A 16273-nucleotide genomic window follows, 5' to 3' on the forward strand; every position below is an offset into this window, starting at 1 on the left:
TGAAGTGCTTCCGGGCACTTCAACCGGAGTGTCGGTCCCTCAGCACACACACCGTTGTAGGCGCTCCGGTTCAAGGCCTCCCCCTAGTCATGAACACACACACACGCACATTCATCCGGGCCATCGTCGGCCTCTTCCTGTCACTGTCCGCTGTGAAAGCGGGAACCGGCGCCCAAGTCTATTGCTGGGCACCGCACCTGTCGTCGCCGATCCTGCTCGACTCCCATGGCATGGGGGTCGGTAGCTACGCGGGTCGTCCGTATGGCTACAAGATCTTCGGCGTGGCCGGCCGCATCACGCTGGGCGACCAGTGCGACGGTGCCTTCCCTGATCCTAACGATCCGCAGAAGCGCTTCCGCCAGGGATGGTGGATCGGTGGGCTCGGCGCTTACACGAACATCTACTCGTCGGTGAAGCTCCAGGTGAACTGGGCGCAATTCTACCCGCGGAAGCTGGAAGTGACCGGCGATCGTCCGGGCAAGTCCTCTGGAAATGTCCGCCTCTACGGTGAGACCTGGGATTGCACGACGAAGTTCGGCTATCCGGAAGTGACCCTGGTCTTCCACCTCGCGGGCTCACAGGACTCTGCGATCCCGAACCGCAATCCGAACGGCTTCTTTTATGTGGTGGCCGAATACAACGCGACCGCGCCGACGGTAACGGGCAGCCTGACTGTCTCTAACACCGCCGTCCTGCGGAACAACGTCACGCCAGTCGGCTACAAGATCAACCGCACCGGCGGCACCAATCAAACGCCTCCCTTCACCGGCTATGATCCGAGCGGGGAAGTGGTCTTCCTGGCCGGCCAATAACCAATCCGCACCCACCTTTCCTTGTCGTGAAATCGTCCCTCTTCATCGTGCTTGCCACGTTTTCCTCCGTTGCCCTCGCCGAACCGCCAGACGCTGGTGGTCTGGGCATCGAGCACTTGCCCAAGAACCTGAAGCCACCGATCGGGAAGGCGATTTCCGACAAGGACCTGAAGGCACGCCAGAATGGTGAGAAGTTCGGTGGCTTCGCCCAAGCGGGCGAGGAGCCGAAGGGGTGGGATTTGGAGAAGAACTCCGAGTTCATCACCTTTGATGGAGCCGTGACCCTGGTGCCGAAGGGAGCGATCCTTCACGTGCCCGATCGCTACAAGAACAATGTGATTCCCGAACTGCAGGGGAATTTCTCGCTCTGGAACAACTTCAGCACCCGCTTCCGCGGTGTGGTCGTATCCTTCGAGGTGTCGATTGCCGAGGCTTCCGGGCAGGCGGAGATCAAGCCGGAGCGTCTCGAAGCGGCGCGCAAGGCGGGGGTGATCCTGGTGGCCACCATCAATCAGAATCCGGTCTCCGTGACCAAGAAGGCGCCCGCGACGGCCACGGCAGCACGTTGAGCCCTCAAAGCACCGCTATTATGAAAGCTTTCCTTTCTCTTGCCCTGCTTTCCCTGGCCTCTGCGGTTCACGGGCAGGATTTCATCCGGCAGATCCAGACGGTGAACAATGCCTCGGTGATCTATGACCTCCCGGTCACTTCCAACGAAGGCAGCGTGACCTCGAAGCCGCTGGCCGCGGATTCGGCGATCTTCCAGCTCTACACGACTGTCACCGCGAACAATACCACCACGCTGAAGAAGCTGGATGAAAAGACGGTGGGAACCTACCTGCCGCAGGTGACGGTCACCGCCTTGTCGGAAGATCCCTACTACCCGCCTCGTACTCGCGCGGACAAGCCGTATGGCATGCGCATCACGGTGGCAGGGATGTCCACCGCCGCGACGGTGGCGGATTATCTCAAGAAGGTGCAGGTGCGCCGAAGCTACAAGCTCTACGATGCGACCACCTATGCGACCACCTATGCGGCCACGGGAGCCTCGGGCACCTATGCAGATAGCTTCGTATTCCGTGAGAACGGGACCTTCACGGACAATGCGATCTTGCAGCGCCTGCCTGCTGAACGGCCGACGAAGGCGGTGGGAGAAGAATCCTTCACGGTGTATACCCATCCCGATGCCAGTGCGACCCAGTCTGAACTGGCGAAGGCCACGGTGACGATCTGGCCGGTGGCGGAAGGCTCGATCCAGGGAATCGTGGCGGGCAAGGTTTACAACTACGCGCCGCAGGATGGCAGCATCATCCTCCGCGATCTCTATCCGAAGAGCGTGACCTATGCCCAGGTCTACAAGGGCAAGCAGGCGACCGGCAGGGTGGGAACGCCAGTTCCGGCCACGGTGCTGTCCTACAATACCCATGCTCCGCAGAATGCCCAGCTGGCGCTGAGTGGTCTGGATGCGCTGCTGACGGATGACGGGGACTACACCATCGAAGTGCTGACGATCACTCCTTTCAACGGGGGTGCTCCCGAGCTGCTGGCGAACATTTCCTTCGTGCTCAAGCGCACCATCCGCTCGAACGGAGCGATCATGACGATGGATTAGGGTGTTTTGCAGCATCCCTGTCAGTGCTCTAAACCTTGAAAGGGGTTCAAACGTGTTCCATTAATCAAGCGGAACCTGTTATGAACCCGATCTCCAAGCTCGCCCTTTCTGTCGCCGTAATGCTCGCGCCGCTGGCTTCTGCTCAAGAAAAAGAGAAGAAGCCCGGCAATCCGATCGATCCAGGGTGGTATGCGGATCCCGAGGGGATTGTGTTCGGCAATGAGTATTGGGTATTCCCTACTTATTCCGCGCCCTACGACCAGCAGACCCACTTCGATGCCTTTTCGTCGCCGGATCTGAAGAAGTGGACGAAGCACGAGAAGATCTTCGATACCGGCGATATCAAGTGGGCGAAGAGGGCGATGTGGGCGCCGTCGATCATCGAGAAGGGCGGCAAGTACTACCTCTTCTTCGCGGCGAACGACATCCAGAACGACCAGCAGGAAGGTGGCATCGGGGTGGCGGTGGCGAACAAGCCGCAGGGGCCTTACAAGGATCTCCTCGGCAAGCCGCTGATCGACAAATTTCACAACGGCGCGCAGCCGATCGATGGCTTTGTCTTTCACGATGACGATGGCAGCTACTACTTCATCTACGGTGGCTGGCGTCACTGCAACATCACCAAGCTGAAGGATGACTTCACCGGTTTCATTCCCTTCGAGGGCGGCGAGACTTTCAAGGAGATCACGCCGAAGGGCTATGTGGAGGGGCCGTTTGTTTTCAAGAAGGACGGCAAGTATTACTTCATGTGGTCCGAGGGCGGCTGGACGGGCCCGGACTACAAGGTGGCTTATGCGATTTCCGACAGCCTCATCGGCCCGCACGAGCGGATCGGCGTGGTGCTCCAGCAGGATCCGGCTGTCGGCACCGGAGCGGGGCATCACTCCGTGATCCACAACAAGAAGGATGACTCCTGGTACATCGTCTATCACCGTCACCCGCTCGGCGACAAGGACGGCAATCACCGGGTGACCTGCGTCGACAAGCTGGAATTCGACGAGAAAGGCCTTATCAAGCCGGTCAAGATGACCTTCGAAGGTGTGGCTGCGAGCCCGCTGAAGTGAATGCCTTGCGGCGTTCGCGGATCTGGAGGTAGAGGGAGAGGAAGAAAGCGAGCATCGCGATCCCGGTTGCGATGATCGCGCCTTCCGTGACGGTGGTGAGCATGACGGGGAGGAAGCTGCCCGTGGAGACGCTCGCTGCGCCCAAGTGAAGGAAGCGCGAAAGTCCGTTCACCAAAGCGGCTGAGATGTAGCCGCACCAGAAGTCGGGGGTCAGCATGAGGAACGGTGGAGCGATGACCAGCATCGCTGCTGAAAGTCCGCAGACCCAAGCCCGGAAGATCATCGCTGCGCGGAGTCCGCGGGCGAGCGGATGTTTCTCCCGATTGAGATCCGGGACCATCGCCACGATCGTAGCGAGCGCGATGATGAATAGCACGATGACCGCGAGAATCGTGACGATGGCGAATGATTGCTTGTCGAGGCGGAAGAGAGAGATGGCAATGATGAAGCTCGGCAGGGCATTCAATGGGACGTGAAGCGCCCAGAAGCGGAGCTGACGAGGAAAGTTTGCGACGAAGTCGGAGTTCATTTGGCCCGACAGTGGGGGCCGGGAGTGAGGTCCCGATGAAGGCATTGAGAAATTCCGGTCACGTTTTCATGGAGTGTGGAAGTGGCTGATGTGCGGGGATTTACGAGGGTGTGAGAAAGGGCGGATGAGGAGACTTCGGCTGAAGTGGGGCGATTGGGTCTTTAGGTGTAACGGCCCATCTAGATGTCGACGGTGGAAATTTTTTCGGGGTATTTGCCAAGGAATCCGAATTTCGCGCGCCTTGATTCAAGCGACCTCATTTGTGCGCGGACCCTTCCCGGTTTGTTAGATCATGAAGCCCCACCCCATTGTCTTGTCACTGTTGCTGACGGCTGTACTTCACGCGGCGAGCGACGTTACCATTTCCACCGCGGTCACATCCGGCGGTTCCTTCAGCGGTGCGAATCCGAATGTATTCACGCCGGTGAATGCGGCGGCAGTCGTGCAAGCGAGCGCGATCCAGACGCAGCTCAATGCGGGCACCGGAGTGACGATCGAGACTGCCAGTGCGGCCGCGGGTAGCGGTGACATCACGGTTTCCACCGCGGTGACGAAGAGCTCGGGCGCGAACACCGCGCCGATGGTCCTCAATGCGGTGCGCGATATTGCCGTCGGCTTCAATGTGACAGCGAGTGCCGGGCAGGTCCCGCTGACCTTGAATGCCGGGCGCAAGATCACGCTTGCGGGTGCGATCACGACGAACGGTGGCGGCGTGCTGTTCAATCCGGTGGAAGAGTTGTTGCTCGGAGCCAACGTGAATGCCGGTGCGGGAGCGGTGACATTGCAGAGCGGGCTTCTGCGCGGAACGATTTCCTCGCCGACGATCACGGCTTCATCCTTGTCGGTGGCATCCGGAGCATCCTTGAAGATGCCGGGGACAGTAGCGGGCGCATTGAATGTGGCTGGCATCATTTCGCCTGCGGCACCGGGCGTTGCGGGATCGTTGCAGGTGAATGGCGCGTTGGCGCTTCAGGCGGGATCCACCACGGGCATCGAGATTGGAGGCACCTCGGGTGGGAGTTGGGACAAGATCACGTCCACGGGTGCGGTGACGATTGCCGGGGGATTGCAGGTGGAGTTCGTGAACAATTTCCACGATACGATCACGACGGCCAATAGCTTTGTGATCGTTCAAGGATCCAGTATCAGCGGGACTTTCACGGGCTTGCCGAACGGCTCGCGCTACACGCTGGCGAATGACCGGGGATCGTTCCGCATCACCTACACGGCGACGACGGTGACGCTGGATGACTGGCAACCGGTGACGACGCCGCTGGCTTGGGATCCGGGCACCGCGGAGGCGGGAACGATGGTGTTTTCCAACACGAACACGCGTGGTGGGCGTCATCTTTTCAAGGTGACGACGCAGTCGAGCGATATCGGTGGCTGGCGCACGCGGCTCACGGTGACGTCGGGCGAGGCCGCGCTTTATTTCTCGAAGACGGCGTTGCCGACGACGGCGAGCAGCACCTTCAGCTCGGTGCAGACGGGCTCGGATGGCCTCGTGCTGCGCGATGATCAGTTCGGCGCGAACGAGGAGTGGAACCTGATGGTTTATGCGACGGAAGGCGCGCAGTGGTCGCTGGTGAGCGGCAAGCCTTACGTTCAAGATCTTGGCGCGCTGCCGTTTATCGATTCGAATGGCAATGGTGTCTACGATATCGGTGAAGCAGTAGCTTCGCAGAACGCGCCGTCGACGCCGATGCCTCCGGAGGGGATTCGCTTTTACAAGACGGTGGTGCCGAATGGCACGCCGGCGTGGAGCCTGTGGCTTGGAGGCAGCACGCGGGAGATCGCGCTGCGTTCGAACAAGCTGCCGTTTCACAATACCACGAGCAACTACACGAAGAAGCAGGCGGGCCGGATGTTGATGGTGCCGCCGACGCTCGGGGTGGGGAGCAGCACGTGGTATTCGAGTGTGGTTGCGCCGCAGGGCGAGGAGATTGGGTTGGATTCGCGGATACAGTTTGTGAACGACCTAGCCTACAACGGCACGGTTTTGAATGTGGCGGTGAGTGGTCCGCTGTATCGCGTCTATCGGGTGCAGGTGCCGGTGGATCAGATTGCGTGGGACATCAATGTGACCGCACAGGCTGGCAATCCGGACGTTGCGGTGCGCAAGGGGAGTGTGCCGGGGGAGTTCGACAATGAGGCCTTCTCCGCTACGCCGGGGAACGCGACGGAAGGGATCACGCTGGTGCCGAATTACCTCACCGACGGGACGTGGTACATCACGAGCTGGAGTGATGCACCGTATACCTTCACGCTGAAGAATGGCGACCCGGTGATCACGCCGATTTCCTTCACGGACACGAAGGTCAATGACCAGCCGAGCCGCTCCGGATGGCGCTTCTATGCGCTGACTGACATTCCTTCGCAGGTGGGGGCGTTGGGTTGGGAGCTGGAACTCAGCAACCAGGTGGCGGGCACGCAGCTCGCGCTGCGCCGCAACAAGGTGCCGAGCCGTTGGCAGAAGCGCACCGATGGCTCGGTGTCCGACACGAATGCGACCTACATGGATGACTCGAGCACGAATGGCTTCATCCAGCGCATGAATCATCAGGCGGACGTGTGGTATGTCGGCGTCTTTCTTCCACAGCAGCCGCTGGGCGCCTTCACGCTGGACGTGCATCCGATCACACCGGCGACGATTTCTTTCCAAAGCACCACCACGGTGACGGCGATCCCGTCGCAGAAGTGGCGCTACTATCGCATGGACATCGGCAGCGGGATGCTGGGATGGGACGTGCGCCTCGCGAACTTGACCGGTGGACTCTGCACGATGGTGGTGCGACGAGATCAGCTGCCTCAGACGACGGGTACCAACAATGGGGCGAGCACTCCCTGGTCGCCTTCTTCCGATACCTCGTGGGGGAGCGGCTACCAGTGGGAAGGTGGCAAGGATTGGAGTGGCCGCACTTACGATGTGACGACCACTCCGCGGCGGGACATGAACGACCGGATCGTGGCTGCAGCCGGACGGCCACTGGTGCCGGGAACGTACTACATCGGCATCCGCAACGATAGCTCTGGTGCGAGCGCGCAGCCGTCCAGCATGACCTTGGAGAGCCGGGGTATTGGTGACGGGTTGGACATTCCGGTGGGAACGATGGGTTTCTCCACGGGTAGCAGCGTCTCCATTAACAATCTCGCGGCGCGTGAAGCGGCTTACTACAAGGTTAGTATTCCGGACAACACGACGAGCTGGGAATTCACGCTGGATCAAAGCGTGGGAGAGTCGGCGGTGGTGATGCGCCGGGGTGCGATTCCGGACTTCAATGCGGTCTACAACGGGGATGTGCAGAACGTCTCGAACACCGCGAGCCGCCAGGTGAAGATGCAGCGTACGGGGAGCGAGCGTTATTTGATGCTGCCCTTGAACAACGAGGTGGCTATCACTCCCGGTGACTATTACATCGGTGTCTTCAGCGAAGGGCTCAATCCGCCGAATTCCGATGTGATTGGCAGCGGGCCTTCGAGCGCGACGCTGACGAGCCGGGGACCGCTGGCGGTTCAGAATCTCGGCGCGGCGAGCGCTGCTGGGATCGTGCAGCCGGTCAGCCTGAGCGGTCTGCAGGTGAAGGCCTATCAATTCACGGTGCCGGTGGGGACCGCTGCGCTGGAGGTGCGGATGGACAACAAGGTGGGCAATCCGCTGGTGGCCGTGATTTCCGGTATGAAGATCCCGCAGCCGGATGGCGTGCAAGACTATGGCGTGACGGGTGGCCAAACGACGGGACCGGTGGGGGGGATGAATCGCGACACGCTTACGAATCTGAGCACCTATCCGAATCCCGTGCCGGGGGTTTATACGCTGACGGTGCGTGCCGATGAGGTGAGTGGGACTTTCCCTGATGCGAGTGCGGATTTGGTGATCACGGCGAATGCGCCGGTGCCGCTGGCGTTCAATGGCACGGCGAACGTGACCAGCCAACCCGCCACCGCGTGGCGCTATTTCCAAGTGACGGTGCCAGATGGGATCATGGCGTGGGACATTCGCCTGACGAACATCACGAGCGGCAATCCGCAGATGGTGATCCGTCGTGATCAGACGCCTTCGTCGGTGGGGACTAACAACGGGGTGAGCTCGCCTTGGAGTCCTTCGAGCGACACCTCATGGTCGAGCGGCTATCAGTGGGCGGGTGGCAGCGATTGGACGGGACGAACTCACAACCTGTTGGGCGGTTCGCAGCGACCTATCGGGAATCGTGTGTTCGCAGCGATGGGCCGGCCATTGGTGGCGGGCACCTACATCGTGGGGATCCTGAATCAAGGGACGGATCCGGTGACCGGGACGGGCAATACGCCTGCGAACTACAGCATCGAGAGCCGTGGCGTGGGCGTGGGCCAGCCGGTGACGGTGGGTGAGATTCCCTTTGCTGCGGGCAGCAACGTCACGGTGACCGACCAGCCCCGGCGTGAAGCCGCTTTTTTCAAGATCACTGTGCCTGCGAATACGCCGCGCTGGGAATTCAATCTCAGTCCGACGGCGGGTGAGGCGATGATGGTGGTGCGCCGTGGATACCTGCCGGACTTCAATGCAGTCGAGACGGGGAGCATGCAGGACAACAGCAGCAGCCGCGAGGTGAAGATCCAGCGAGCGGGCATGGAGCGCTACCTGCTGCTGCCGGAGAACAACCAGGATTTCATTGTGGCTGGCGACTACTATGTCGCGGTGGTGGCGGAAGGAGTGAATCCTCCGGCTTCCCATGTCGTGGGCACGGGCAGCAGCAGTGCGGTCTTCACCATCCAGCCGCCGATGCCGGTGAAGGATCTGGGCACGGTGAGCACCAGCGGCATCACGCAGGTGGTTTCACTGGCGGCAGCTGAAGTGAAGGCCTTCCAGTTCACGGTGCCGGTGGGGACGGTGAGCATGGAGATCGGCTTGGAGAACAAGGTGGGCAATCCGGTGATGGCGTTCATTTCCGGGACTCGCATCCCACAGCCGGATAGCTCGGCGCAGGACTATGGCGTGAGCAGTGGGCAGACTGCGGCGCCTGCGGGTGGTGGTCTGAGCCGTCAGTATGGCACTGGGTTGCTGACCTTCACGAGCCCTCCGGCGGGCGTCTATACCGCGACGGTGCGTGCGGATGATGTGGCGAATCCGGCGAGCGCGAACTTCGTGATCCGCGCGAATGCGCCGCAGGATCTTCCGCTTGGCGGGGGAAGCACAGTGGTGACGAATCACGGGCCGAACTCGTGGAAATACTTCCGCGTGGATGTTCCTGCCGGGGTCGCGGGTTGGGATTTGCGAGTGAAGGACATCACCGGTGGTGATGTGAGCTGGGCGATCCGCCGGGATCAGATTCCCGCTGCCATTGGCACAAGCAATGGGGTCAGCACGCCGTGGACTCCGTCGGCCTCGGCGACGTGGCCGAGCGGGTATCAGTGGGCTGCGGACAAGGATTGGACCGCCCGGAACTACGACACTACCGCTTCGGCCAAGCGTGAGGTGAATGACCGGCTGGTGATGGCGATGGGGCGTCCACTAGAGGCGGGCACTTATTTCATCGGCATTCTGAATGGCGGCTCCGATCCGATTGGCGGAGGCAGCAACCAAATGTCGTCCTACACGATCGAAAGCCGCTTCATCGGGGCGGGGCAGGCGATTCCAGTTGGAACGCTCGGCTTTGCGGCGGGTAGCAGCGCGGCGGTGAACAATCTCGTGCCACGCGAAGCTGCCTACTATAAGGTTAGTATTCCGGACAATGTTCCGAGCTGGGAGTTCACCTTGGCGCCGAGTGCGGGCGAGATGATGGTGGCGGCACGCCAGGGGTTCATTCCGGACTTCAATGCCGCCCCTGGAGGCAATGTTCAGGATCCGACCTCAAGCCGACAGGTGAAGGTCCAGAAGGCCGGTGGCGAGCGTTACCTCCTGCTGCCGCCGAACAATGAGGACAAGATCGTGGCCGGTGACTACTACCTTGCGGTGGTGTCGGAAGGGGTGAATCCGCCGAATGCCAGCACGATCGGGAGCGGCACCAGCAGCGGCACGCTGGCCAGCAATGGTTCGCCCGCGGTGACGCAGCTTGGCACGGCGTCGCTCACGCCGATCAATCGGGCCGTGAGCTTGGCCGGGGCGCAGGTGAAGGGTTATCAATTCACCGTGCCGGAGGGCGTGGTGAGCCTGGAGCTCCAGCTGAACAATCGCACGGGCAATCCGCGGATGGCGCTGATTTCGGGCAGCCGTCTGCCTTTCCCGGACACGACGGTGAATGAATTCGCGACGGGTGGTGGGCAGTCATCGACTCCGGTTGGCGGCGTGGCCCGTGTGATCGCGGACAGCCTGATCACGGTGCCGAATCCGCCGGCTGGAACGTATAGCCTGACGGTCCGCGCGGATGACTTGAGCAGTGCTTATCCGGATGCGACGGGTGATCTGGTGATTGTTGCGCGGCCGCGGACAGCGCTGAATTTCGCTGCCAGCCAGAATGGCAATGGTCTTTCGAATGCCGATACCAAGCAGTTGGCGGATGGGCAGAAGCAGTTCTACGAGGTGGCGGTTCCGGCCACGCTTTCGAACCAGCCGGTGCTGGGATGGATCCTGAAGGTGAATCATTCTTCAGGCGACACGACGCTGAAGATTTACAAGACCTGGGGCAATCCTGCCACGGGTATCCAGATCACGGGAAATACGGCGCTCATAGTGCCTCCATTCCTCACCTTCAATGAGACGTGGTTCGTGGAAGTGACGGCGACGGGCCTGACGAATTACACGCTGACGAGCCAGCCGGTAACGCTGGAGCGGCCGGTGTGGCAGATGCCGCTGGGTCACAACTTTACTTTCGGAGATAGCGGCAACGATAGCGCGGGTAATCCGCTGCCGGGTGACCGGGGTGTGGATATCGGCCAGGATGATTGGCATATTTATGCGATCGATGTGCCGCAGGGGAACTCGGGTCTGCTGCGCACGGAGCTGCGCGCGATCAACGGCAATCCGGATCTCTACATCCGCGAGGATGGGGTGCCGACGACCGATCATGATGCCAATGGGGGAGACCTCGGCGGTGCCTCGCTGGTGAACCGCGAGATGAAGGACACGGGATCGGAATATGGCAACTGGGTGCCGGTCGATGGTCGTGCGGAGCGTCAGCTCCGTCCGGGGCGCTGGTATCTGGGTGTGAAGGCGAGTGGGGGCAGCAACGCGCGGTATCGCCTGTTGGTTTCGACTGGCAATGTCACGGACCTCGACCTGACGAATGCGAGCGTGAACAACCAGACGCTGATCGGGCGTGACTGGCGCTACTACCGTTTCACGGTGCCGGTGGATGCGCCGGCGGCGTGGAACCTGGGCTTCACCCAGCAGGTGGGCGATGTGGTGATGTGGGTGCGCGATACGGTGCCTTCGGGACAGAACACGGGCACGAGTTCGGCGAATACTTCCATTGAGAGTTGGGTGGACGACAACAAGAACCAGGGGCCGTATCTGGCGGGTGGCTATGATGCACCCCAGGTGTATGCATTCAATACGGCGCCGCTGCGTCCGGGGCACACGTACTATGCGGGCTTCCGTGCGAACAGTGATGCGACCTTCAGCGTGACCAGCACGACGACGGGCAGTTTTCCTGCTGCGATTCCGGTGAGCTTCTACAATGGCGTGATCGACACCAACCTGCCGGCGGGTGGCAGTGCGCTCTACAAGATCGCGGCGCCTGCCGAGGGCACGCGATTGAAGTGGACGGCGACGCATCCGGCGACGGTGCAGATTCGGGTGGAGCAGGGGACTATCCCGGCTTTCATCGGTAATCAGCACTCCAACAGCACCACGGCGAACAGCAGCTTGAACCAGGCGCTAACCCCGACGGGTTGGCCTTGGCAGTCGGCGCAGACTTACTATGTGCGCATCGTCAACAATGGAGCCTCGCCTGCCAGCGTGCTGGTGAATGTTGCCGGTGTGAATGCTGGCACGGAGGACGAGGATGCTGACGGCCTGCCCGATGTGTGGGAGCGGCAGTACTTCAATAGCCTCACGCACAACGGCGCGGCGGATCCGGATGGCGATGGCGTGGCGAACTCGGTGGAGTTCACCGATGGCACTAATCCGAATGACATCAATTCGGCGAAGTATTTCCTCACCGTGAATGCGAATTTCGGCACGGTGGTGAAATCGCCTGACCTGCCGAAGTATGATCGCGGCACGAATGTCACGCTGACGGCGACGCCGAATGTCGGGCTGATCTTCACCGGTTGGTCGGTGGGTGCGACGGGCACGGTGAATCCGCTGCCATTCGCGATCACGGCGAACAAGAACATCACGGCTAACTTCGGGGTGAGCTTGCCGGTGGCGCTGGATAGCCCGCTGACATTCACCACTGGCGGCGATGGTCTCTGGATGGGGCAGAAGGTCACGAGCCTGGATGGTGAGGACGCGGCGCAGAGCGCGCCGATCGGGCATAGCCAACAGGCTTGGATGGAAACGACCGTGAGCGGTCCCGGTGAGATGGCCTTCGCGTGGAAGGTGTCCTCGCAGGGCGGAGACTACCTTGAGTTCTACGTCGATGGAGTGCTGAGAGCCGGGCGCATCACGGGTGAGGTGGATTGGCAGATCAAGTCCTATGCGATCGATCCCGGCCAACACGTCGTGCGCTGGCGCTATGTGAAGAATGGCAGCGGCACCGCGGGTTCGGATGCCGCGTGGGTGGATGGGGTCAATTGGATCCCGGCGGGCGGGTATAACCAGTGGGTGTCCGATCACTTCACCGAGCAGGAGATCGGTGATCCGGCGATCGTAGGACAAGATGCGGATCCGGATGGGGATGGCATGGTGAATGTGATCGAGTATGCCTTCGGTTCCGAGCCGCGTGAGGGGGACCCGGATCTGGACCTCGCGCGGGTGACGCCGGAAGTTGTGGAGATTGGAGGAAAGAAACGCCTGCGCCTGCGGTTCACCCTGCCGGAGTTCATTCCCGCGGATGTGCTCTATGAAGTGGAGGTCACGAATGATCTCGGAGGATGGACCGTGATCGCCGACCAATCCGGAGTGCCCGGATGGAATGGAGCGGCCAGCAGTAGCATCGGTGATCCTGTCAATGGGCGCTGTGAACACATCATCACCGATGATGCGACGCTGGCACCGACGACAAGGCGTTTTGGCCGGGTGAAGGTGACGATCCCTTAGGCCTGGATTGCCTGCTCTGGAATGCAGTGTTGAGCCCGCTTTTCGTGCGCTAGAAGGCACCTGGGGAGGATGTCTTGGATGTGCGAGGAGAGCGGGCTCCACCCTTTGTTCGGAGAGCTATCAAGGATGAGGGAAGAGAGAGAGGGACGGCTTGTCATCGAGTGGCGTGATGACCAGACTCGGAGATGGAGAGAGAGCAGTCGCGGATTGCCGGAGTCATCGTCCTCTTGATCGTGCTGATGATCGCGGGGTGGTGGTTTGCCCGGTCCGGATCATCTGGTGGCGGTGTGACGGCTGGAAATATCATGGTGCTCAACGCCCCGATTGCCACGGTCTCGCTCGGTGATGGCTCGCGGATCGACATCTATGGATTGGCCGAAAGCGAGTGGGTGGAAGGGGTGATGGCAAAGCCTCGGGGGAGCTGGAACATGGAGTCCACCGGGGGGAGCACGTCCGTAGATGGCGATCTGACGATCAAGCGCTTCACGATGGGCGGGAAGCTCGCGGGGGTGTGTTATCAGCCGGGGGAGGGGCGTTTGGTAATGCCGCTGCGTCACGTGACGGGGTCGGGCAAGGTCGAGTCGCCGGCGGCGATGACGCCGGGTGATCTGGTCATTCGTCTCTCTGATGGCGGTGGCTTGTGGCTCGATGGCAGTGGTCCTGTGGGAGCCGATGATGATCCGCAGGAACGAGGGATCGTGTCGTTCGCGGGTTGGCCGCGGAGTGGGAAGGAACTGGTTTTTCAGGCGGTGCAGAAGGGACGAGCGCCGGTGGAATTCCGGATGCCGAATCCGACTGCGGGCAGTGCGGCAGCGTCTTGGGCTGCGGCTCCCTTGCCGCAGGTGAGGACCGGCAAGCATTGGGAAGTGCGCTTGGTGAAGGCGCGGGAGATGACGATGGCCGGCGACGGCAAGGGTGTGATCGGGGACTTCGAGTTCAGCAGCGACTTGCCTGAGGTCGGGGATTCGCGGCCGGTAGTTGGTTTCGATGCGGGAGTGCTCGGGGCCTTGGGCACCCGCAGCATGGTCCTACCCCACAAACTTTATGTTGCCCGTTCCGAGCTGGCCTATCCGATGCCGCCGGACGAAAGCTGCTTCAAATTTCTCTATCGAATCCGTTACGAGGGACACTTCCCGTACCCCAAGGGCGGGATTCCGATTCTTGCGGAGGGAACGGTATCGGCGGACGGGAAGAGCATCGAGCTCTCCGCCCAAAACGCACGGAGGGGGATCAAGTCGATGGATGTCGGCCCTGTTGGAGCGGCGGCGGATTCGTGGTATCCGGCGTCGCACGAGTTCGACATTTCATTCAAGGGCACCTGGGCGGATGCTGCGGAAAAGAGCGCCTCGGAGGCTGCGATCGGGCCATGGGGCCGATGGACTCCGGTGGTCTTTCTCGACGATGCGGAACATTCCTCGGGGATGGTTCAGTTCAAGGGCTCGGGAGAATCCTCGCCGGGGAGTAGCACTGATTTCACCTGGAAGGGAAGTTGGAGGGGTGAACTGAAACCGGGGATGAAGGTTGAGATCGGGCTGATGGCGAAGTGGCCGGATGAGGTGCTGGAGTTCGTGGTGGACCGGGCCGCGCTTTCGCCAAAGTAGGGGGCCAGTCGTTTGGTGTCGGATCTCTTGCAGCGGGCGGTGCGCTTGCTAGAAATGTGCATGCGCATTCTCGTCCGCGATTTGCTCCGTTCGACTGATCCTTCCGACTCGATCCATGCCGCGGGGTGGGTGAGGACGCGGCGGGATTCGAAGGCGTTCTCGTTCCTGGAGATCAATGACGGGTCTTGTGCGGGGAATTTGCAGATCATCGCGGATGTGGGGATTCCGGGGTCGGAGCACTTGGCGAAGATGAGCACGGGGGCCTCGGTGGCGGTGGAGGGGAAGCTGGTGGCGTCGCAGGGGGGCAACCAGGCTTGGGAGGTGCAGGCGACTTCGATCCGTCTGTTAGGCGAGGCGCCGGATGATTTCCCGCTGCAGAAGAAGGGGCACTCGCAGGAGTTCCTGCGGAGCATCGCGCACTTGCGGCCGCGGACGAATCTTTATGGGGCGATGTTCCGGATCCGGAGCCGGATGAGCCAGGCGGTGCACCGGTTTTTCCAGGAGCGCTCGTTCTACTACGTCCACACGCCGATCATCACGGCGAGCGACTGTGAGGGAGCGGGGGAAATGTTCCGGGTGACGACGCTGGATCCGGTGAGCGGGGCGAAGCAGAAGTTCAAGGAGGATTTCTTCGGCAAGGCGGCGCATCTCACCGTGTCGGGCCAGTTGGAAGGTGAGCTGTTCGCGACGGCGCTGGGGAACATCTATACGTTCGGGCCGACGTTCCGCGCGGAGAATTCGAATACCTCGCGGCATGCGGCGGAGTTCTGGATGATCGAGCCGGAGATGGCGTTCTGTGATTTGCAGGGGGACATGGATCTAGCGGAGGCGATGGTAAGGTATCTTGTTAGAGAGGCGCTGGAAGGACAGGACGGCGACCTGGCGATCTTCGAGAAGTTCGTGGACAAGGGCCTGCGCGAGCGGCTGGAGTTCGTGGCGAACCATCCGTTCGAGCGCGTCTCCTATACGGAAGCGGTGGAGATCCTGAAGAAGTCCGGCAAGAGCTTCGAGTATCCGGTGGAGTATGGCTTGAACTTGCAGAGCGAGCACGAGCGCTGGCTAACAGAAGAGTATTTCAAGAAGCCGACGACGGTCTTCAACTACCCGAAGGAGATCAAACCGTTCTACATGCGTCTCAATGAGGACGACAAGACGGTGACGGCGATGGACCTGTTAGTGCCGGGGATCGGCGAGATCGTCGGTGGCAGCCAGCGTGAGGAGCGGCTGGATGTGCTGCTCGCGAACATGGAGCGGCATGGCCTGAGCGTGGAGGACTACTCGTGGTACGTGGACACGCGGAAGTACGGGACGGTGCCGCACGCGGGCTTCGGGATGGGCTTCGAGCGGATGCTGATGTTCGTGACCGGCATGCAGAATATCCGTGACGTGATTCCCTTCGCGAGGACGCCGGGGCACTGCGAGTTTTGAGGGACGGAGGGGTAAAAAGCGTTTTTCTGTCACAGAAATGAAAGCCACGAGGATCGTGGATGGTCATTTTTGTCCACTGGGGGAGGATCTGAGGTTGGATTTAGCGGGG

The 16273-nt window shown here is 61.1% G+C and carries 8 protein-coding genes; 7 read left to right on the plus strand and 1 reads right to left on the minus strand.

Annotated elements, in window-relative coordinates; genetic code table 11:
- Positions 1–89: 89 nt before the first annotated feature.
- The 4 genes from WKV53_RS12360 to WKV53_RS12375 all read left to right on the plus strand — a co-directional run bounded on the left by WKV53_RS12360 (position 90) and on the right by WKV53_RS12375 (position 3488).
- Entirely contained in the window at positions 90–812 is a 723-nt protein-coding gene (locus WKV53_RS12360) for a hypothetical protein (RefSeq protein WP_341404906.1), read from the plus strand.
- 26 nt (positions 813–838) lie between these two features.
- Positions 839–1381 (plus strand): hypothetical protein, encoded by a 543-nt coding sequence (locus tag WKV53_RS12365; RefSeq protein WP_341404907.1) that lies wholly within the window; start codon positions 839–841, stop codon positions 1379–1381.
- A 20-nt stretch (positions 1382–1401) separates the two neighbouring features.
- Positions 1402–2424: a hypothetical protein gene (locus tag WKV53_RS12370; protein WP_341404908.1), complete on the plus strand. Its 1023-nt coding sequence runs from the start codon at positions 1402–1404 to the stop codon at positions 2422–2424.
- Positions 2425–2543: 119 nt separating this feature from the next.
- Positions 2544–3488 (plus strand): glycoside hydrolase family 43 protein, encoded by a 945-nt coding sequence (locus WKV53_RS12375; protein WP_345789659.1) that lies wholly within the window; start codon positions 2544–2546, stop codon positions 3486–3488.
- On the opposite strand, the gene WKV53_RS12380 is transcribed toward WKV53_RS12375, so the two are convergent.
- Entirely contained in the window at positions 3445–4017 is a 573-nt protein-coding gene (locus WKV53_RS12380; RefSeq protein ID WP_341404910.1) for a hypothetical protein, read from the minus strand. The two genes, WKV53_RS12375 and WKV53_RS12380, sit on opposite strands and share 44 nt — an antisense overlap.
- A gap of 292 nt (positions 4018–4309) precedes the next feature.
- Between WKV53_RS12380 and WKV53_RS12385 the strand changes: the two genes are divergently transcribed.
- From WKV53_RS12385 to asnS, 3 genes are all read left to right on the plus strand, one after another.
- Positions 4310–13135, plus strand: coding sequence for an InlB B-repeat-containing protein (locus WKV53_RS12385; protein WP_341404911.1), 8826 nt, complete (start codon positions 4310–4312; stop codon positions 13133–13135).
- 185 nt (positions 13136–13320) lie between these two features.
- Positions 13321–14736 carry a hypothetical protein gene (locus tag WKV53_RS12390; protein WP_341404912.1) on the plus strand — a complete coding sequence of 472 codons (1416 nt, stop codon included), beginning with the start codon at positions 13321–13323 and terminating at the stop codon, positions 14734–14736.
- A gap of 54 nt (positions 14737–14790) precedes the next feature.
- Positions 14791–16164, plus strand: coding sequence for an asparagine--tRNA ligase (gene asnS / locus WKV53_RS12395; RefSeq protein ID WP_345789660.1), 1374 nt, complete (start codon positions 14791–14793; stop codon positions 16162–16164).
- Positions 16165–16273: the final 109 nt, after the last annotated feature.

It is taken from the genome of Luteolibacter sp. Y139, assembly GCF_038066715.1.
GTDB lineage: Bacteria > Verrucomicrobiota > Verrucomicrobiia > Verrucomicrobiales > Akkermansiaceae > Haloferula > Haloferula soli.